Below are 16,811 nucleotides of genomic sequence, written 5' to 3'. Positions count from 1 at the left end.
CCCTCAGCGATTTACTCACAATTTTCCTTCTTCCTTACACCACCTGAATAGTTCAAGGAATTTTGGTGCTCCCATATAAGTCAAAAACAATAACAGAAGATTTTTGAGTTCCTCCTTCGTGAATCCAGCTTTCATAAGCTCATTTAGATGAAATTTAAACTCGCTTTCGTATCCTTTTGTGGCTAAGATTGTCGTTATGATCAACTCTCTAATTTTTGGATCAAAGAAAGTGAACCCCTTGGCTGAAAAAGCTACGAATTTCTCAAATTCCTCAGGAAATTCTTCTGAAAACTTAATAAATGTTTTAATAGCCTCTTCTCCAGATGGCATGTTTTTCAACCCCAATTAAACAAGTTTTTCTTCACTCCTACGCCTTCCACCAGCTGCTAAAAGTCCGCCATCGACAATTAGAGTTTCGCCCGTTACGTAGGATGCCTCATCAGATGCAAGATAAAGCGCAGCGTATGCAGTGTCCCAAGCTGTGCCTATTCTTCCCAACGGAATTAAGTCTTTCAGAAATTCTCTTCTCAAATCATCCATTATTGGCGCCACCATTGGAGTATCTAAAAAGCCCGGTGCTATGCAGTTAACCCTTATGTTGTATTTTGCGAGTTCAACAGCCATACACCTTGTCATGTTTATTATTGCAGCCTTAGTGGTGCCATAAGTCAAAATTGGATGTGCTACAAAAGCTGCCGCCGAAGAAATATTTATGATGCTTCCACCACCAGCTTCTATCATAGCAGGAACGGCGTGCTTTGACATTAAGAATATACTTTTCAGATTTACCCTGATCACCGTGTCCCAAACTTCCTCACTTGTCTCAAGAAGACCTAATCCTCCTGCTATACCTACAACATTAACGAGGATGTTCAGTTTTCCATATTTTTCGACGGTAGCTTTTACTATCCGCTTTGCGTCTTCGCCATTTGTAGCATCGCCCTGAACCGCAAAAGCTTCTCCACCTTCTTTGCGAATCATGTTTACAGTCTCCTCAGCCGACGATGAGTTTATATCGGCGCATGCAACCTTAGCCCCTTCTCTTGCGAACAGTATTGAAATTGCACGCCCATTACCTATACCGGGGCCGATAGAGCCTGCACCCACGACGAGAGCCACTTTATCTTTTAATCTCATAAAAATCACCTCTCCGAGAGTCTTTCAAACTTCATATCATTGCTAAAACTCAGTCACTTATAAAAATTACCATTAACTTCCAATCTAATTGATCTGGGTTTATGGATCACGAACTATTATTCTTAATTTCTAATCTCGTAAACCTTCTTCATCTTTCCAAGCTCTACAACGCTCTCAACGTCTCCACGCCTTATTACACGGAACGCATGCTCTATCAAAGCCTTGTAGAACTCGCAGTAGGGACTTTTGCTGAAAAAAGTGCCCTTTTCGGCGTAAACCTCCGCTGGACAAGGACTTCCGCAGACGTTTCTGTAAATGCAGTCTCTGCATTCCTCAATTCTCTCAACAGTCCTAACCCTAATAGCTCCTAAGCTCTTGCTTAGCTTAACAGGGTCTTTCAAAGCCTCAATTGGTATTTTGAATTCTTCAATTCCAACAAACTCACTACAAGGGAAGATTCCCTCTGGAGTTAAAGCGAAAAATCTCCTTCCTCCGCCGCACGGCGAAATATCACACTGAAGCACCCTTGAGTAAGGTGCAACGATCCCAAGGACAATGTTTGCAAAGTCGCCAATTACGATTCTTCTTCCGTTCTTCGTGTGCCAGATCGCCCTTTCGACCGCCTTTATAAATTCAGCACTCGCCTCCTTAGGATCAGCTCTTAGCTTCCTACCGCCTTGACTTGTTCCTCTTACAGGGTTCATTAAAACAACTCTCACCTTTCCTGCAAGGAAATCGATCAGATCGCTTAGCTGAGAGTAGTTAAACCTTGTTATTGTCGTAATAACGTTGAATTTTCGATAACCAGAAAACCAGTCTATGATCTCGTTTGCCTTGTCAAAATGCCCTTTGCCTCTCAAAAAATCTTCAATTTCTCTCACAGGGGAATCAAAAGAGATCCCGACGTTGACGTTCTTTTGCCTCAAAAAATCCGCATCTTCTTCAGTTAGCAGAAATCCATTTGTCTGAATTCCGAAGCTCATTTCTGGATTGTTTTCAATTAATTCAAAGAGCTTATTTTTCATTAAAAGGGGCTCCGCACCGTGAAAGATCACGTTCTTTATTCCAAGCTCCACAATTCTTTCAACAAAAGATTCAAGCTCATTCGAACTCATTTGTTCTCCCTTTTTCCTGAGCTTCTCAGGAATGTAGCAATAGGGGCAGTTTGCGTTGCACCTTTCAGTTGGATTAACGTAGACGGTGTTGAAATTGACTTCAAAACGGTATCTTTGCATTTTTTCCTTTAGCTCTTCTCTCCGCTGATCATATAGCCTCAGAATTTCTTCGGGAATTTCAGAGTCATAAATACTCCAAAAATTAGTCTCAGGATCAATTGCCAATCCAAAGTCATCGATCTTAGTGTTTTGCAACGCCATAAAAACACCTCAAAAAATTAAAATGGGGAATCCTCTCCCATTATGTAATGGGTAAGTCCTCCTCCGACTTCGCACTCAAATTGGAAAGCAACCGCCATGTTATTCGTTTGACAAGGCAGTATATAAGCTTTTCTAATTATCTTGATTTGAAATCAAGAATTTTTTAATTTCAGCTTAAGCGAAGTTTTGGGCTCTGAGCAGTGAATTTTTACTCTAATCCCATTAAAAGCGAAATGCAATATTCCAAAGTTGATTTTTAGCATAAAAAAATTGTATGGGGTTCTAATAAGCCATTAGTCGCTTTTCCGAAGAATTTCGTTAGAACAAAATTGCTTGACTTAAATAAAATCCTTCATTGCCTTTCTCGACAAGAGCAAATCTTTTGATTGCAAAATTTTGGCAACCCTGTCTTTCAAGCTGGTGAAATTTTCCTCTAAGATCTCTTTTTCGCAAAATACTTCCTCGAAAATGATCTTTCCCGCAAGATCGTCATGCTTAGTGACAAAGATCTCAGAGTCAGAATGAATGTTTTTGACCTGTGAAATAAAATCCCTGTCTCCGTCCACGATCCCCAAAACCGGGGTTCCAAACCTAAAGAAGATCTCGCTTGAAATCGCAGTCGTGTCATCGCCAATGCAAACAGCCCCCTCGCAATTGCCAGCAAATCTGTAAACCATATCGCCAGAATGATCAATAAAAGCCACTCCAGTGCCCCTTTTACCTTTAAATTCCGCTTCTTTTGTCTTAAACCCCTTTAGAGAGCAGATCTTGATCTTTTCCAAGTCGATTTTTTGATAGATCCTTCTAAGCTTTTCCAAGCCATGCTCTTTAATTTCAACTCCACGCAATTCAACTATTTCTCCATTTTCAGCAACCAAAAGCACTTCATTATCCCTCACTTTGCCTACAACAATTCCGCCAACGAGCAGAAATTCCCCCGGCTCCACGGCTAAAATTCTTCTATAAGTTCTTTCATTCTCTCTCCAGACGTTATCAAAGCTCATAGGCTGAAAAATTCTAAACCCAAGATCTTCCGCAATCTTTGCTTCGCAATTCCATGCAACTGCAGTTTTATTGCAGAGCTCCAACTGCAGGAAAGGCTTTCGGATCTTACTTCTTTTGAAAACGATCTCCCCGAATGTATAACCACTTTCGGGACTTTTTGAATAACTTAAGAGCAGAAAAAGGTCAAATTCTCGCTCTAATGCTTTTAAAAGCTCAGATGGGGTCCCATTCCAAACTTTAACGTTAAAATCCACGTCAATCGAAGCGGTTCTCGCCATCGTGCCAGTGATGAATACTTCAAAGTCTCCATATTCCGCAATTTTGCCAAGTATATCGAAAATTGCTTTCGAGTAAAATGCATCTGCTCCATGAACAAACACGCAGATCTTCATCATTCAACCTCTTAGCTAAGGAAATTTGGACTTTTTGATTTTAAACCTGCCTACATAGACCTTCAATTAGTTCAATCCACTTCTTTGCTATATTTTCCCACTTCAGCTCTGCTGGAGCTAAGAAATCCCTTCTTTGATCTTCGTAAATCCTTTGCAGTGCTTTAGCGATGCTTTCTGCATTTGCTTCAACAAAATAAGCTCCCTCGTAATTTGAAAGGGACTCAAAAAGACCACCGACTTTCGTGGCTATGATTGGAAGCCCAAAACTCATTGCGATGTGTGCAACTCCGCTCTGCGAGGCTCTTAAGTATGGTAAAACGAGCACATCGCTTGCAGAAAAGTAAAGAGAGACCTCTTCATCTGGCACGTATCTATTGATAAACGTAATCTTTTCCCTGAGCTTTGAATCTCCGATCTTCTTCACCACGTCTTTGTCCTCCCAGATTTCGCCAACGATTAAAAGCCTTGAATTGCCAAGAATTTCTTCTGGAAGTTTTTCAAAAGCCTCAATCAAATATTCAACGCCTTTGTATGGTCTTATAAGTCCAAAGAATAGGATTACAAATTTCTCTTTTATGCCAAGCAATTCTTTGGCTTTTTCTATCCTTTCATAGTGGTCGTAAAGCCCGTGAGGGATTATTGAGATTCTTTGCTCAGGAATTCTGTAGATTTTCGAAATCAGCTCTTTATCCGCTTGCGAGTGAACAACATAGTGAGTGGCGAGTCTCCTTACCAATCTACCCATTAGTCGTGAGTAAGCTCTTATCGGCAGAATTGCGTTCTCAAGTGGGTCAACGACTTCATGAAATTCCAGAATTAGTGGAATCTTTTTTCTGTTTAGCAGTTCAATTGCAAAATACATGTGAGCTACGCTCGAAGTCCACCATTGAAAAATCAACGCATCGCAATCTTTTGCAAGCCCGTAAGCTTTTATCCAGCTTATTGGATTGTTCCAGTCCAAGATTTCGTGAACTGATACTTTTGAATTAAAATCGACTCTTGTCAGATTTTCTCCGACTCTCTTCCATCCTGGAAAAAGCCTTTTCGGGAGCATTTTTCTGAAAAGGATTGCCTTAACTTCAGCATGAGCAGAGAGAGCATTTGCTAAGCGAATTGTGTAATAGCTTACCCCCGAAAGAAAAAGTTTTGATGGACCAAAGATTGTAATCCTCATCAAGACAAAGAAATTCTTAGGTTATTAAAACTGTTCTACTAAAAAGGGAACAAAAAACTTGCTCTATAATTCTGAGAATGAACTAGAGACAAATTTTCCCTTATTTCCCCAGCTCGGCTGATCGTTAAATAATTTTTATCCAATACTTCTTCGCATCTCTTAGCACCGTAGAAACTTCTTTTTCAACTTCCACACTCGTGAACGGTAAGACTTCCAAATTTCCAAGCTCTTTTTCCCAGACAATTTCATTCACGAGATCCAATCGCTTGAGAAACTTCATTTTTTCAAAACCATCTGAGATTACAATCAAATCCACGTCACTCGTTTTTAACCAATTCCCTTTTGCGTAGCTACCGAAAAGATAGATTGAATCAACTATAAAACCCCTTTTCTCGAGCTCGCCCTTTAAAATCTCAGCTTTTCTCTTTATTTCTGATAAAACTTCTTGCATAATCAAAGATCTCTTCCGCTATTTTTAAAGCTCTTTCCGCTTCGATTCTATCAACGCTTTCCGAAGGTAGTCCATTGGCAGCGTCGGGATACCTTGAGACCGTGTAGTATTTGTTCAAAACAAACAACTGCTCTTCAAGTTCATCTGGAAGCCTGAATTCTGTTTTTTCCTTTAAAATTCCGTAAAGTTCCGTAACACTGTGAATTTTTGGCGGATCCTCTCTTGCTATTTCGATGAAAAGAGCTTTTAGGACTTTTTCAACTGCCTGTTGAGCAAAAAAAGCACTTCGAAAATATCTTTTACTCGCCAAAAATGATTTTGAATCCACAAGATCCTCCTCAGCTGTTCTCAGCCATAGCTCCGTTTCTCTTCTCATATCCAAAGCAGATTACTCTTTTTAATTCCTGTTTCCTAAAAAATAAAAATTTTTCTGACAACTGAAACTCGTTCTTCAATAGCCTTGCAAAGCTGATGAGTTTGCAAAAGATTTTTATTTTTTCTTCGTTTTCTTATTTAGATGAAAAAAGAGATCGAGGTATTTTTGAGACGTGCAGAAGGGTTTATAAAAGATGCAAACGAAGATCTGAAAAGAGGAGATTATGATTTGGCTATGTTTCACGTTGAGCAGGCTTGTCAGTTGATTTTGAAGGCAAAGCTTTTGGATCTGACTGGCTACTTCGAAAAAACGCACAGCTTAAGGAAGCTAATAGAGGGACTGTCAGAAATTTTTTTGCATGAAGAACTCAATGAGTTTTTAAAGGAGAATTGGAACACGCTGAGAAGCCTCGAATTTGCTTATCTTTCTTCACGATATTATCCAGAGGAGTTCCGGAAAGAAGAGGTTGAAGAAGCTTTAAAAATGTATAAAGCGTTGAGGGATCTGATTTGGGCTTGAAAGACATTTACGAACGCAGAAAGAGATACTTTGAGGATCTCGAGATTTTTTTGCTCGAAATAAAGAAAATTGTAAAAGAAGAGGTTCCTGATGCGGAGCTCTTTCTCTTTGGTTCAGTTGCCGAGGGAAACTACTCGATTGGATTGAGCGATATAGACATTGCAATAGTTTCCGACGCCTTTTTGAATAGAGATCTAAAGTTGAAAGTTTTTGGGGAACTGCTTGAGAAGTTCTTCGATTCGCCATTCGAGTTCCATGTATTGACGAAGGAGAGATGGGAATACTACAAGAGGTTTGTTAAAAAGTTTAGAAGCGTTTAATCGATAGTATAAATTCAAGCTTCTCAGCTTAGGCTTTTGACCGAGAAGACATAAATATTTGACTGCTGAAGAAATCATGTGAAAGAAGAGATTGAACTTTACCTTAAAAGAGCAAAGAAGTTCGAGGAGAACGCCAAGTTCAACTTTGAAAGAAAAGACTACGATATCGCAATGTTTCATATTGAACAGGCGATGCAGTTGATAATTAAAGCAAAGCTTTTGGATGAGAGATCTTGAAAGAGCTTACATTACTTCGAGATACTACTTTGAGGAATTTTTCGAAGACGAAGTTCTTAGGGCTTTTGAAGCATTGAGAGAAATAAGGGCGATGCTATGGAAAGAGTAGAGTATTTCAAAAATTACAAGAAATATTTGCAAGAAGTTGCTGAACTCGTTTCAAAGATTTGCAAGGACTTTGAAATCTTTGTCCTCGGCTCTGTAATTCGCGGTGATTTTTCGATCGGGCTCAGCGACATTGACGTTGCAATCGTTTCAAACGAGTTCGAAAATAGAGAGAAAAGGCTAATGGTTTACGATTTGCTTTTTAACAAATACTTCGATTCTCCTTTCGAATTTCATCTGCTTACAAAAGAAAAATGGGAGAAATTTTTGAAGTTCGTTGGAAAGGATTTCGAGAAGGTCGTTTAATCTCTGCATTAAAGCTAAATACTTGGGCGCGGAATTGTTTACGTGAAAGAAGAGATAGAGGTCTTCGCTGAAAGAGCTAAAAAGTTTGAAGAAATCGCAAAATACCTTTACAGGACAAAAGTCTTTGATTTATCAGCTTTCAACGTTGAGCAGGCTTTACAGCTTTACCTAAAATTTATACTTGCAAAGGAATTAGGATATTTTCCAAAGACCCATAGTTTAACAAGGCTTTTTAACGATTTATCGAAGCTCGATAAATCTTTTTTGGAATTTTACGAGGAGAACGAGATAATAATAAAGGACATAGAAGACGCCTACATCCTTTCGAGATACTTGCCGAGAGACTATTCTGAAAAGGAAGTGGAGCTGATGATAAATACTCTTGAAAAATTCAAGGAGAGGTTTAAAGAATGGTTGTCGAGAGATTGATAGAAGAAAGGAAAAAGAGAGAAGAAATTTTTAGAAATCTCGAGTTTCATCTCAGAGAATTGAAAAGAATTGCTGAGAATTACTTTGGAAATTGCAGAGTTTTTCTCTTTGGCTCAGTAGCTCGTGGAGATTACGACTTGATGCTTTCCGACGTCGACATCGCAATTGTCACCGATTGCAAAGACAGAGAAAAAATTCTGAAATTCAAGGCAGAGATTTCGCGGAGATGGTATTTCTTTGAGTTGCACGTGCTCGATGAAAGAAAATGGGAGTTCTACAAGAGATTCATCGATGTCTATAAGGAGTTCTGAGCTAATTCTTCAACTTCATAGACAAATGCCAAAGAATGTCGTAGCAGAGTGGGATGGAGATTAGATGGATGCAAAATCTAAACCTTGGATCGTTTCTTATTCTCTCCCATCTCGTTAATTTTCTTGGATAGCAAATTGATGGAGGATTTTCAGGATCGTGATGCTCAGAGTAGGCTATAAAGCCTCGGTATATTTTTGCTCTTAGTTTTACGAGGTCAAATTCAAAATAAACTCCTTCATCGATTACTCTACCATTTTTTCTCTTTGCATCTAAATCTAACCTTTTCCATGACCCACCTTTTGATCAAAGTCCCGCCGAAACCCGTCAGGTTTATCCCTTTAGGATTTCCTCTGTCAAGATAGCCATTGTAAACAACATCGTAGAAATTCGCAAATTCGAGCAGTTTGTTAACGATTTCAGCTTCGAAGATCATTCCGAATCCATAAAGATTAGAAAAACCGCGTCACTTTGGAGAAAGTATTCTCATATAGCATTTCTTGCTGAAGCTATGTTCCAGATTCTATCCTTCGCATTCACAGGCCTAAGAATTTCGAATTCGATTACTTCAAAACCTTTTTCTACTTTTTTCTTTAACTTTTCTGCAAATTCATTTTCTTCCGTAGCAAAAACTGTTTTGCATTCGATTTTCGAGGTTTTATGAATCTCTTTTTGATTTTCGATGGACTTCTCAAGAATAAAGGCTGATTTCGAATTTACTGGAGCTCCGATTATTGCTTTCATAGCATCAGATTTTATTTAAGCTTTTTTAGTTTTACGGTATCGAAAAGCTTTAAAAAACTAGGCAATATTTTAAGAACGATGATCTCTGCCTTAATCTTTTCAATGAACAGAGTTGAGAACGTAGTCAAGCTTTCTGAGAAAATAAAAGATTACGTTGACGAAATCGTGATAATAGATTCCTCGGATAAAGAAAAATTTGAGGAAATGAAGAATAGAATTCCCTATGCAAGGATTTACTGGCTTCCACCTCTTGGAATGGTTGAACTTTACTATAAAATTGGACTCGAGCTCTGCAAAAACGAATGGATTCTGCACTTAGAGGATGATGAAGAGCCTAGCGATGAACTTTTGAAGGATTTAAAGAAAATTATAAGTAAAAATGATAGTAAAGTTTATGCAATTTGTAGAAAAGAAACTAAATCAAAACAAGCGCATGAAATTTTTAGACTTTTTCATAAGAATTACGTAGTGCCTTCTGGATTAATTCACTTTGTCTGGGCTTCTAAAGTTAAGCCATTTGTTTTAGATCGAAGATACTACATATTACATACCGAGATGGAAACAAATTTTAAAAAATTAAAAAAATTTTCGATTTTTGAGTCTTGGCAACTATGCTGCAAGATACTGTATTTAATATATGGAGCTCAAATAACTCATTTTAAAAATCAGAATACATTTAATTTTATGAAAAAAATAGGAAAAATACTTTTTTACCAGTCTAAGCTTGGAAAATTTGGATGGTTTTTGCTGGCTACGGAATTTAACCTTTGCTATTTATTACTTTTTTTGATGAAGTCTTCAAGAACTCTTAAATTTATAGTCTACTCGCTTATATACTCGCTATTCATTCAGATCAACCTCCTCAAAGATTTTTCAAAGAAGCTCGAAGCAAGCTTGAAAATGTGGGAAATGGGTGTTTTTGAGTTTCTAGGACTCGATAGCTATGAAAATGCTTTGAAAAGCTTGAAAGGTATAGATTCAGGGAATGGCTTGGAGAACTTTTTTAGGTTGATTGAGATAAGATTGAAAAATTTAAAAAGTGAAAATAATAGGACTCTAAAACACACTATTTAGCCGAGACTTTATTTACAGCGTTGAGGTTGCGATTTATACTAAGTGGAAATATAGGAAAAACCAAAATTAAAAGCGGAAATACATTATATTATTACTCTTCTTAAATTTTTTTCTAACTCTCGGGCGCATTTTTCCCAAGTAAAATGCCTCTCTACCCTCTCTCTACCTTTCTTTCCCATTTTTTCAGCAACATCTGGATTATCTAAAACGTATTCTATGGCATTTGCAAATTCCCTTTCATCTCGGTTAGTTAAAATACCCGTCAAACCATCAAAAACTGACTCTCTAAGCCCCCCCTCTCTCACAGCTACCACTGGCGTCCCACATGCCATTGATTCTACCGCAGTTAATCCAAAAGGCTCCATTACGTGTGCTACAGCGGTTAATTTTGCTTTATTGTAAAGATATACCAATTCGCTGTCTTCGATGTTCTCCTTTATTTCTAATACAACTCCCAAATTTTCAGCAAGCCTTCTTAGATAACTCTTGATTTTCTCTGATCCGCTTCCAACTACAATCAACTTCGGTCTTTTTTGCTCTGGAATCAATCCTAAAGATCTTAAAACAAAATCGTGGGCCTTTATAGGGTGTATCACTCCAACCGATAAAATAAAATTCTCTTTTTCAGTTTCAACCCTTCTAAACTTCTTAATGTCAACGCCAAGATAATTGGTTATTGAGAAAATGCCATATATTTTATAAATGTATTCGCGAGTAAAGTCGGAGTTAGCTAAGACTAAATTTGCTCCTCTAACAGAATACTTGTCAATATAACTATAAGGCAGATAAGCTAACTTTATAAAGAATTCGTTGGGCTCATATACCACCCGAACGGGTTCTTGACAATAATAAACCTTGGGAATTTTCAGGAAAGGTATTATAGGAGAAGAAAAAAAATGGTGAACAAAAGCTACATCGTAATTCCCCTTATTTATTCTCTTCGAAAGCCTGTAAAGAGAAAGAATAGAGTAATTTCTCAAAAGAGAACGCATTCTTGCGAGATGAGCTGAGGGTTTCATATTTACGCATCTCAGAGTGTATGTTCTAATATCATTCTCTCTGAATTTTTCTAAGAAGTAATTTGAAATCGTAACCGTGTAGACGTCAATATCGTGTCCTCTGGATTTCAAAGATGTGACCATCTCTAAAAAAGCTCTTTCCGCACCTCTTAATTGAATCAAATGACTTTGAACCGCAGCTATTTTCATATTTATTTGGTTTTGCCAAAAAATATTAATTTTTTGTTTTGAATAAAATCATAATTTTTATATTTATTTCATATAAATTAAGCTCGACAAAAATCGTTTTAAAATCGTATTTAGAGTTAATGAAAAATTAACCGTTAACAAGAAGCGTAAATTCAACGAGTATCTTTAAAAAATTTTGTTAAATAAAAAACTTTTAGAGAAGGGGTAACTTTTCAGATGTTAAATGCCAAATTTTTATAGAATTGGTATTTGAGACGTGTGCTTACGCAAAAACACTAAAAGAAAAACAAGTCTTCATCTCCTTTATTCACAAGCTTAAACCTATAATCATCCCTTATCGAAAGAATGAGCTCAGGAATCTTCTCCTTGTCATCTGGCAAATGATAGGCTGAGATTGCCATTTTTGGTTTGAATTTCCTTATGGTTTCCTTTGCACCCTTGATTATTTCTCTTTCGTAGCCTTCAGTATCGATTTTTATGAAATCAACTTTTTCGATATTGGTTTCTTCAACGAATTTGTCTATTGTTGTTGTTTTTACTTTCACACTTTTTTCATACTTTTGCCATCTCAAAATCGTGTTATCTCTACTTTTTAGCAATGTAGAAACAGTTCCAAGCTCATTAGTCAAGAATAATTCAGCTTCTCCTTCAAAAGAAGATAAAGCCAAGCAAAAGGGCTCTATTTTTTCTTTGTTCCAAATATTTGCATGTTCTTTGAGAATTTCAAAAACATATGGATTTGGCTCGAAAGCGTAGATTTTCTTTGCCCCCTCTTGCAAAGCGTAGCAAGAGAAGAAGCCGAAGTGTGCTCCGACATCGAAAACAATGTCTCCTTGAGCAACATGGCATTCTGGAATAGAATACATCCCACCCATTATAAATGTTGCCTCAAGTGAGTAAGCTACTGCTTTTGGGAGCTTAAATTTCTTGCCTTTCCACTTCAGAATTTCTCCTTCCTTTAATTCAGCTTTGTAAAAACTTGGGTAATTATATGCCAAATAAAGCTTCAAACTCGTTTTCCCACTTAGAACTTCAAAAAACTCCTTTACATAGCGATAGAAAAGCTTAGGATACTCTTTCTTCGGAATCCCATCGAGCATAAAATCTTTTAAAGCATTGGCATATAAAATTTTTTCAAAATCTTAATCAGAAGAATTTTTGCAGTTTTCCAAAAAACTCATGACATATTTTGATCGCATAGTTTTTCGTATATTCATAGAGAAATGCTACTAGGAATTTTTCTGTTTAAAAAATTAGCGGTTTTTTTGAGCTTATTCTTTCTATTGAGCGTCTAGTCACTTTTATTTTACACTGGAAATTCAAAAAAAGCCTTAAAAATTTTTATAGGCTATTCTGGGGGTTTTGGACAAAAAAGGATGGACAAAAGAGCTTTAGATAGAAGTAGACTTTTCAATTGGAAAAATTCAGAGACTTTAAAGTTTTATGAAGCTGTCTTTGAAAAATATCAAATTTTATTATTTTTGTATAAACAAATAGCAACAGCTCTAGCAGAAGGAGTTTTAAAATCATATTTTAGATTTAGGCAAGAATCAGCGCCGCATTGCTCCCATTCACAAATAGAAACTTTTTTCATATAAAAAATCTTGTCAAAAATTACAGGATTTTTATTCTCATTTTTTAATAGCTCGTCAACAACAGGATTATAACCAACGGGAAGTGTTATCACTAGCAAACCATTTTCAGCTAATAGATCTTTTAAGTTAGATACAGCTCTAAATATTTTTCCTGGTTCTCGTGGTTTTTCATCCCAACCTACATGTTCTAAAGTAGAAATACTAAATATAAAATCAAATTTATCATTCAAGGAGAAATCGACAACGTCCTCATTTATCACGTTTGGTGCTTTTTCATATTTGTCAACAATTACATGCTTGACATTAAAATAATGAGAAAAAACGTTTCCAATCTCTAATATTTTTAATTTTTTACTTAAATATTCTAAATATAGATTGTATAGAATTGGTATCTCTACAGCTCTCTCATTTTTCCATGTGGTATTGTAGCTATGATAAAAATATTTATACTTCTTGCCTTCAAAAATAAATTTACTTGGGAGGGATGCCCCCTTCCACTTCAAAACTTCCCCCTCTCTAAATTCAGCTTTGTAAAAACTTGGATAGTTAGAAACTAAGTAAAGCTTCAAACTCGTTTTACCACTCAAAACTTCAAAGAACTCCTTTATATAGCGATAGAAAAGCTTAGGATACTCTTTCTTCGGAATCCCATCGAGCATAAAAACTTTTAAAGTATTGGCATATAAAATTTTTCAAAATCTTAATCATTTACACAAGCTCAATTTAGTCAGCGCTGTATTCTCTTCTTGACAAATTCAACGATTTCTTCTGCCATTTTAACCGCTTCTATTGCATATTCTCTCGTATAGATTCTTGCGGGAATGCTATCTGGAATGCTGCTGGGATATCTCGTGGGAACATAATAGCTGTCCAATATCGCTCATTTTTTCGATTTATCAGCAAAAGATTCGTCGTATTTTGAGCATGCATGGCATAGCCTTTCTATCGAGTGTCCAACTACTATATCTTCTCCGTTGTGATACAGAAAAGCCTTAAGTGCCTTATCTCCGATTTGCTGAGCTAAAAAGCAATGTGATATCCTACTCTTTCCGCTAAATCTTTCGCCCACTTCAGATCTTCGATAGCCTGTTCAAGCCATCTTTTACCTTCTTTGAGAGAGTCTCTCATAAAGAACTACCTCGTTTTCCAATGCCTTCTTCAGAAAACTGCTATTATTCATTTTCTCAAATTCTTCTGGCGTGTAGCAAATTATGTCTGCATCAACGGGCAATGATAGCAAAGAGTAGATTTCCCTAATCCTTTCTAAGAAATTCTTTTCTGTTCTCATTACGATCAAAACGTCAAGATCTGTGAACAAATCCGCTCTACTTGGATAAGAGCCAATCAAGCTGATTCTCTCTACTTTATCCCTCAGTTTTTCAACTATTGTTTCAACTTAATTTTGCAAAAGTTCAACATATCTTCGCCTCTCCTCATCGATTTTTTCTTGCATCCTAATTTTTCATTTTAGCAGAGCTAATAAAGCTTTGTTCTCTTTTTTCCTTCAGTTGGTTTCCGCAAATATTCCCCATGTAATCCTTTTCTTCGCTTCTTTTCTGGTAGCTTTTTTCACGGAAGCATGTGCTTCATAAGTTATAGAAGCTATCACTGCCTTAGAACCTTGAATTGAGATCTAAGCTAGCTATGAGTTTCTTTTCAAGACTTCAGCCATTTTAAGTTTAAAAATCAAATTTATGGTCAGATTCTTAGCTCTTGTCATGCGGGTATGAAAAGCAACGATAAGCTTAAAAATTTCCTTGCGGATTCGTTTTAATGGATGAGCCATATAAAAGCATACTCGAAAAACTCGTTGAGGCTTTAAAGGAGAAATACAACAAGAGACTAATTTCTGTCGTTTTATTCGGCTCAGTAGCAAGAGGAGAAGCGAGGAGAGATAGCGACATTGATCTTCTTCTCGTGATCGAAGGATTGCCGAAGAGCAGATTAAAGAGACAGGAAGAGTTTTTGGAGGTTGAAAGCAATTTGGTCGAAATTATGGAAGCGTTAGAGGATTACACGATTGAAATCTCTCCAATTATGAAGACGCCTGAAGAAGTAGCAAAATACCCGCCAATACTGCTTGATATGGTTGAGGATGCGATAATACTGCACGATAGAAACGATTTCTTTAAAAATCTGATCGAAGATCTGCGAAAAAAGCTCGAAAAGCTCGGTGCGAAAAGAGTAAGAATGGGAAAAAGATGGTTCTGGATCCTAAAGCCTGATTACAAGTTTGGAGAGGTGATAAAGATTGAATAACATCTCTATGGCAAGATCCTATCTTCGCCAAGCTGAGGAAAGGTTAAAGCATGCTAAAGAAGCCTTTGAAGATGGAAACTATCCCTATACGATAAGAGAGTGTCAGGAGGCTGTAGAGCTCTCGCTTAAAGCTGCTTTGAGAATTGTCGGAATAGAACCACCAAAAATCCACGATGTCGGACCACTGCTGAGAAAGAATTCCCATTTTCCCAAATTGGTTCAAACAGAACATAAATAGAATGGCTACAATTTCGAGAACGCTGAGAAGGGAAAGAGTAGCATGTATGGTGACGAAGAACTCTCATTGACTCCTGAGGAAATTTATTGTGAAGATGATGCAAAAAATGCACTGCTCGATTGTGAATTCGTTCTCCAGAACTGCAAAAAGCTTCTGGATTCTGTTTTAAAATGATTCAAATTGGCAGAAAAACATATTAATGCATAGGCGAAATGTCTTCAAATGAGGGGAGAAGCTAAAAGATGGTTCAGTGAAGCCCTCTGGGATTTAGAGACTGCGAAAATATTGCGGAAAAAGGGTAGATACAACTTCTCTGTTTTCTACGCACATCAAAGCGCTGAAAAAGCTGTGAAGGCTTTGCTTTACTCTCTAAACGAAGTTCCTTGGGGACATAGTGTAAGAGAGCTCCTTGAAAGGTTTTTGAGAGAATTGGAGAAAAGGAGGAAAAGATGTTAAGCTTTGCAAGAGAGCTCGATAGACATTATATAACATCGAGATACCCTGATTCCCTGCCTTCAGGAACTCCACATGAAGCTTATGATGAAGAAACTGCAAGAAGAGCTGTTGAAATTGCAGAAAGGGTTGTTGAATATGCAAGAAAGTTCATCAGATGAAATTCTTAGGGAAGCAGTGAACAAGCTCAAGAAAAGCTATAAAGTCCATGCTATAATTCTATTTGGTTCGAGAGCCAGAAAAGACCACAAGCCATGGAGCGATTACGACTTATTGATCATTGCAGATTTCAAAGAAAAATTTTTGGAAAGAATTGGCAAACTTCTCGAGCTTCTCCCTTCAAAGGTCGAACCGCATCCTTACACGCTAAGTGAGGCGATTGAAATGCTAAAAAGGGGAAATATAACGCTCGTTGACGCGTTAGAGGAAGGAGTTTTGCTTTACAGCGATGAAGAATTCGAGATCTTAAGGCAAATTTATAAAGAAATGGTAGAAAAAGGACTTAGAAGGAGCAAAGTTTCAATAATCCTGCCAGAATCCGAGGAAACAGATTCTCAAAAGATCTAAGTTAATATAGCTCAATTTATACCCAGAAAAATTTTTAACTTTGGAGAGAAAAGAAATTTCAATGAGTTTTGAAACAGCAGAAATACTGAAGCGAAGAGCGGAATCTTTTTTAAAGAATGCAGAGGATCTGAGGGAATTTCTTGACGAACTATGTTCGAAACGAGCTTAGATCTGAAAAAGAGAAAAGAATACTTCGAAAACTTCGTTTACTATGCAGAGAAAATTAAAAAAGCCGCTATCGAAGTGCTGGGGGATGCGGAAATCTTTGTTTTCGGTTCTGTTGTTGATGGCAAAGCTACAATGGCAAGCGACATAGATCTAATGATTGTTTCGAATCTATGTCCAAGGTTGATTACAGAAAGGGCAAAAAAGATTGTCGAAATTCTCAAAAAGGCGGAAATAGATTTGTTCGCCCCTTTTGAAATCCATCTGATAAACGAGAGAGAGTTCGAGTGGTATAGAAAATTCATAAAGAAGCTTTTAAAAGTTTGAACTCAAAGCACAGCGCAAATTTTAAAAACAAGATTCATATTAAAT

28 protein-coding genes and 1 pseudogene are annotated in these 16,811 nt (G+C 37.1%); 15 read left to right on the top strand and 14 right to left on the bottom strand.

Annotated elements, in window-relative coordinates:
• Positions 1-15: 15 nt before the first annotated feature.
• The 7 genes from QXI54_07585 to QXI54_07555 form a co-directional block, all read right to left on the bottom strand.
• The gene (locus QXI54_07585) at positions 16-330 is read right to left on the bottom strand and encodes a carboxymuconolactone decarboxylase family protein (GenBank protein ID MEM0303012.1); all 315 of its coding nucleotides are present in this window, start codon (positions 328-330) and stop codon (positions 16-18) included.
• 15 nt (positions 331-345) lie between these two features.
• Positions 346-1,137: an SDR family oxidoreductase gene (locus QXI54_07580; protein ID MEM0303011.1), complete on the bottom strand. Its 792-nt coding sequence runs from the start codon at positions 1,135-1,137 to the stop codon at positions 346-348.
• Between the two features lie 122 nt (positions 1,138-1,259).
• Positions 1,260-2,513: a peptide-modifying radical SAM enzyme CbpB gene (gene cbpB, locus QXI54_07575; GenBank protein MEM0303010.1), complete on the bottom strand. Its 1,254-nt coding sequence runs from the start codon at positions 2,511-2,513 to the stop codon at positions 1,260-1,262.
• Positions 2,514-2,851: 338 nt separating this feature from the next.
• The gene (locus tag QXI54_07570) at positions 2,852-3,910 is read right to left on the bottom strand and encodes a DUF2117 domain-containing protein (GenBank protein ID MEM0303009.1); all 1,059 of its coding nucleotides are present in this window, start codon (positions 3,908-3,910) and stop codon (positions 2,852-2,854) included.
• Between the two features lie 40 nt (positions 3,911-3,950).
• On the bottom strand, positions 3,951-5,084 hold the full coding sequence (locus tag QXI54_07565; GenBank protein MEM0303008.1) for a glycosyltransferase: 1,134 nt from the start codon (positions 5,082-5,084) through the stop codon (positions 3,951-3,953).
• 124 nt (positions 5,085-5,208) lie between these two features.
• A complete protein-coding gene (locus tag QXI54_07560; GenBank protein MEM0303007.1) occupies positions 5,209-5,535 on the bottom strand; it encodes a nucleotidyltransferase domain-containing protein in 327 nt (108 codons plus the stop codon).
• Entirely contained in the window at positions 5,498-5,911 is a 414-nt protein-coding gene (locus QXI54_07555; protein MEM0303006.1) for a HEPN domain-containing protein, read from the bottom strand. Before QXI54_07555 ends, QXI54_07560 begins: the two co-directional genes overlap by 38 nt.
• 141 nt (positions 5,912-6,052) lie before the next feature.
• Between QXI54_07555 and QXI54_07550 the strand changes: the two genes are divergently transcribed.
• From QXI54_07550 to QXI54_07520, 7 genes are all read left to right on the top strand, one after another.
• A complete protein-coding gene (locus tag QXI54_07550; GenBank protein ID MEM0303005.1) occupies positions 6,053-6,430 on the top strand; it encodes a HEPN domain-containing protein in 378 nt (125 codons plus the stop codon).
• Positions 6,427-6,750, top strand: coding sequence for a nucleotidyltransferase domain-containing protein (locus tag QXI54_07545; protein MEM0303004.1), 324 nt, complete (start codon positions 6,427-6,429; stop codon positions 6,748-6,750). The genes QXI54_07550 and QXI54_07545 overlap by 4 nt, the downstream gene beginning before the upstream one ends.
• A gap of 78 nt (positions 6,751-6,828) precedes the next feature.
• The gene (locus tag QXI54_07540; GenBank protein ID MEM0303003.1) at positions 6,829-6,987 is read left to right on the top strand and encodes a HEPN domain-containing protein; all 159 of its coding nucleotides are present in this window, start codon (positions 6,829-6,831) and stop codon (positions 6,985-6,987) included.
• Positions 6,974-7,096 carry a hypothetical protein gene (locus tag QXI54_07535; protein MEM0303002.1) on the top strand — a complete coding sequence of 41 codons (123 nt, stop codon included), beginning with the start codon at positions 6,974-6,976 and terminating at the stop codon, positions 7,094-7,096. The genes QXI54_07540 and QXI54_07535 overlap by 14 nt, the downstream gene beginning before the upstream one ends.
• Positions 7,084-7,398, top strand: coding sequence for a nucleotidyltransferase domain-containing protein (locus QXI54_07530; GenBank protein ID MEM0303001.1), 315 nt, complete (start codon positions 7,084-7,086; stop codon positions 7,396-7,398). Before QXI54_07535 ends, QXI54_07530 begins: the two co-directional genes overlap by 13 nt.
• A 42-nt stretch (positions 7,399-7,440) precedes the next feature.
• Complete coding sequence (locus QXI54_07525; protein MEM0303000.1) at positions 7,441-7,827, top strand: HEPN domain-containing protein; 387 nt, start codon at positions 7,441-7,443, stop codon at positions 7,825-7,827.
• Entirely contained in the window at positions 7,809-8,138 is a 330-nt protein-coding gene (locus QXI54_07520) for a nucleotidyltransferase domain-containing protein (GenBank protein ID MEM0302999.1), read from the top strand. The genes QXI54_07525 and QXI54_07520 overlap by 19 nt, the downstream gene beginning before the upstream one ends.
• Before the next feature lie 248 nt (positions 8,139-8,386).
• On the opposite strand, the gene QXI54_07515 is transcribed toward QXI54_07520, so the two are convergent.
• Both QXI54_07515 and QXI54_07510 read right to left on the bottom strand, forming a co-directional pair.
• Positions 8,387-8,572, bottom strand: a complete 186-nt coding sequence (locus QXI54_07515) for a hypothetical protein (GenBank protein MEM0302998.1) — start codon at positions 8,570-8,572, stop codon at positions 8,387-8,389.
• A 50-nt stretch (positions 8,573-8,622) separates the two neighbouring features.
• Positions 8,623-8,880 (bottom strand): hypothetical protein, encoded by a 258-nt coding sequence (locus QXI54_07510; protein ID MEM0302997.1) that lies wholly within the window; start codon positions 8,878-8,880, stop codon positions 8,623-8,625.
• A gap of 165 nt (positions 8,881-9,045) precedes the next feature.
• On the opposite strand from QXI54_07510, the gene QXI54_07505 reads away from it, so the two are divergent.
• Positions 9,046-9,954 carry a hypothetical protein gene (locus tag QXI54_07505; protein ID MEM0302996.1) on the top strand — a complete coding sequence of 303 codons (909 nt, stop codon included), beginning with the start codon at positions 9,046-9,048 and terminating at the stop codon, positions 9,952-9,954.
• Between the two features lie 83 nt (positions 9,955-10,037).
• Here QXI54_07505 and QXI54_07500 read toward each other — a convergent pair whose 3' ends face one another.
• From QXI54_07500 to QXI54_07480, 5 genes and pseudogenes are all read right to left on the bottom strand, one after another.
• Positions 10,038-11,162, bottom strand: a complete 1,125-nt coding sequence (locus QXI54_07500; GenBank protein ID MEM0302995.1) for a glycosyltransferase family 4 protein — start codon at positions 11,160-11,162, stop codon at positions 10,038-10,040.
• 275 nt (positions 11,163-11,437) lie between these two features.
• Complete coding sequence (locus QXI54_07495; GenBank protein ID MEM0302994.1) at positions 11,438-12,262, bottom strand: FkbM family methyltransferase; 825 nt, start codon at positions 12,260-12,262, stop codon at positions 11,438-11,440.
• Positions 12,263-12,627: 365 nt separating this feature from the next.
• The gene (locus tag QXI54_07490) at positions 12,628-13,416 is read right to left on the bottom strand and encodes a hypothetical protein (protein MEM0302993.1); all 789 of its coding nucleotides are present in this window, start codon (positions 13,414-13,416) and stop codon (positions 12,628-12,630) included.
• Between the two features lie 68 nt (positions 13,417-13,484).
• Positions 13,485-13,826, bottom strand: a pseudogene (locus QXI54_07485) (HEPN domain-containing protein).
• Between the two features lie 33 nt (positions 13,827-13,859).
• A complete protein-coding gene (locus QXI54_07480; protein MEM0302992.1) occupies positions 13,860-14,105 on the bottom strand; it encodes a hypothetical protein in 246 nt (81 codons plus the stop codon).
• A 425-nt stretch (positions 14,106-14,530) separates the two neighbouring features.
• Between QXI54_07480 and QXI54_07475 the strand changes: the two genes are divergently transcribed.
• The 7 genes from QXI54_07475 (at position 14,531) to QXI54_07445 (ending at position 16,766) form a co-directional block, all read left to right on the top strand.
• Positions 14,531-15,016: a nucleotidyltransferase domain-containing protein gene (locus QXI54_07475; GenBank protein ID MEM0302991.1), complete on the top strand. Its 486-nt coding sequence runs from the start codon at positions 14,531-14,533 to the stop codon at positions 15,014-15,016.
• On the top strand, positions 15,009-15,254 hold the full coding sequence (locus QXI54_07470; GenBank protein MEM0302990.1) for a HEPN domain-containing protein: 246 nt from the start codon (positions 15,009-15,011) through the stop codon (positions 15,252-15,254). The genes QXI54_07475 and QXI54_07470 overlap by 8 nt, the downstream gene beginning before the upstream one ends.
• Positions 15,255-15,296: 42 nt before the next feature.
• On the top strand, positions 15,297-15,428 hold the full coding sequence (locus QXI54_07465; GenBank protein ID MEM0302989.1) for a hypothetical protein: 132 nt from the start codon (positions 15,297-15,299) through the stop codon (positions 15,426-15,428).
• Between the two features lie 48 nt (positions 15,429-15,476).
• Positions 15,477-15,710 carry a HEPN domain-containing protein gene (locus QXI54_07460; GenBank protein MEM0302988.1) on the top strand — a complete coding sequence of 78 codons (234 nt, stop codon included), beginning with the start codon at positions 15,477-15,479 and terminating at the stop codon, positions 15,708-15,710.
• Complete coding sequence (locus QXI54_07455) at positions 15,704-15,868, top strand: HEPN domain-containing protein (GenBank protein ID MEM0302987.1); 165 nt, start codon at positions 15,704-15,706, stop codon at positions 15,866-15,868. The genes QXI54_07460 and QXI54_07455 overlap by 7 nt, the downstream gene beginning before the upstream one ends.
• Positions 15,846-16,274, top strand: coding sequence for a nucleotidyltransferase domain-containing protein (locus QXI54_07450; protein MEM0302986.1), 429 nt, complete (start codon positions 15,846-15,848; stop codon positions 16,272-16,274). The genes QXI54_07455 and QXI54_07450 overlap by 23 nt, the downstream gene beginning before the upstream one ends.
• A 150-nt stretch (positions 16,275-16,424) precedes the next feature.
• Positions 16,425-16,766 (top strand): nucleotidyltransferase domain-containing protein, encoded by a 342-nt coding sequence (locus QXI54_07445; GenBank protein ID MEM0302985.1) that lies wholly within the window; start codon positions 16,425-16,427, stop codon positions 16,764-16,766.
• The last annotated feature ends 45 nt before the right edge of the window (positions 16,767-16,811 follow it).

The organism is Archaeoglobaceae archaeon, from assembly GCA_038734275.1.
Taxonomy (GTDB): domain Archaea; phylum Halobacteriota; class Archaeoglobi; order Archaeoglobales; family Archaeoglobaceae; genus WYZ-LMO2.
The sequence above is the reverse complement of the archived record's forward strand: the minus strand, read 5'-3'. Positions and strand labels throughout refer to the sequence as shown.

Bases quoted from the DNA above. Each gene is read 5' to 3' on its own strand.
- QXI54_07585 (MEM0303012.1), bottom strand. From the start codon at position 330: ATGCCATCTGGAGAAGAGGCTATTAAAACATTTATTAAGTTTTCAGAA.
- QXI54_07580 (MEM0303011.1), bottom strand. From the start codon at position 1,137: ATGAGATTAAAAGATAAAGTGGCTCTCGTCGTGGGTGCAGGCTCTATC.
- cbpB (MEM0303010.1), bottom strand. From the start codon at position 2,513: ATGGCGTTGCAAAACACTAAGATCGATGACTTTGGATTGGCAATTGAT.
- QXI54_07570 (MEM0303009.1), bottom strand. From the start codon at position 3,910: ATGAAGATCTGCGTGTTTGTTCATGGAGCAGATGCATTTTACTCGAAA.
- QXI54_07565 (MEM0303008.1), bottom strand. From the start codon at position 5,084: ATGAGGATTACAATCTTTGGTCCATCAAAACTTTTTCTTTCGGGGGTA.
- QXI54_07560 (MEM0303007.1), bottom strand. From the start codon at position 5,535: ATGCAAGAAGTTTTATCAGAAATAAAGAGAAAAGCTGAGATTTTAAAG.
- QXI54_07555 (MEM0303006.1), bottom strand. From the start codon at position 5,911: ATGAGAAGAGAAACGGAGCTATGGCTGAGAACAGCTGAGGAGGATCTT.
- QXI54_07550 (MEM0303005.1), top strand. From the start codon at position 6,053: ATGAAAAAAGAGATCGAGGTATTTTTGAGACGTGCAGAAGGGTTTATA.
- QXI54_07535 (MEM0303002.1), top strand. From the start codon at position 6,974: ATGAGAGATCTTGAAAGAGCTTACATTACTTCGAGATACTACTTTGAG.
- QXI54_07530 (MEM0303001.1), top strand. From the start codon at position 7,084: ATGGAAAGAGTAGAGTATTTCAAAAATTACAAGAAATATTTGCAAGAA.
- QXI54_07520 (MEM0302999.1), top strand. From the start codon at position 7,809: ATGGTTGTCGAGAGATTGATAGAAGAAAGGAAAAAGAGAGAAGAAATT.
- QXI54_07515 (MEM0302998.1), bottom strand. From the start codon at position 8,572: ATGATCTTCGAAGCTGAAATCGTTAACAAACTGCTCGAATTTGCGAAT.
- QXI54_07510 (MEM0302997.1), bottom strand. From the start codon at position 8,880: ATGAAAGCAATAATCGGAGCTCCAGTAAATTCGAAATCAGCCTTTATT.
- QXI54_07500 (MEM0302995.1), bottom strand. From the start codon at position 11,162: ATGAAAATAGCTGCGGTTCAAAGTCATTTGATTCAATTAAGAGGTGCG.
- QXI54_07495 (MEM0302994.1), bottom strand. From the start codon at position 12,262: ATGCTCGATGGGATTCCGAAGAAAGAGTATCCTAAGCTTTTCTATCGC.
- QXI54_07490 (MEM0302993.1), bottom strand. From the start codon at position 13,416: ATGCTCGATGGGATTCCGAAGAAAGAGTATCCTAAGCTTTTCTATCGC.
- QXI54_07475 (MEM0302991.1), top strand. From the start codon at position 14,531: ATGGATGAGCCATATAAAAGCATACTCGAAAAACTCGTTGAGGCTTTA.
- QXI54_07465 (MEM0302989.1), top strand. From the start codon at position 15,297: ATGTATGGTGACGAAGAACTCTCATTGACTCCTGAGGAAATTTATTGT.
- QXI54_07460 (MEM0302988.1), top strand. From the start codon at position 15,477: ATGAGGGGAGAAGCTAAAAGATGGTTCAGTGAAGCCCTCTGGGATTTA.
- QXI54_07455 (MEM0302987.1), top strand. From the start codon at position 15,704: ATGTTAAGCTTTGCAAGAGAGCTCGATAGACATTATATAACATCGAGA.
- QXI54_07450 (MEM0302986.1), top strand. From the start codon at position 15,846: ATGCAAGAAAGTTCATCAGATGAAATTCTTAGGGAAGCAGTGAACAAG.
- QXI54_07445 (MEM0302985.1), top strand. From the start codon at position 16,425: ATGTTCGAAACGAGCTTAGATCTGAAAAAGAGAAAAGAATACTTCGAA.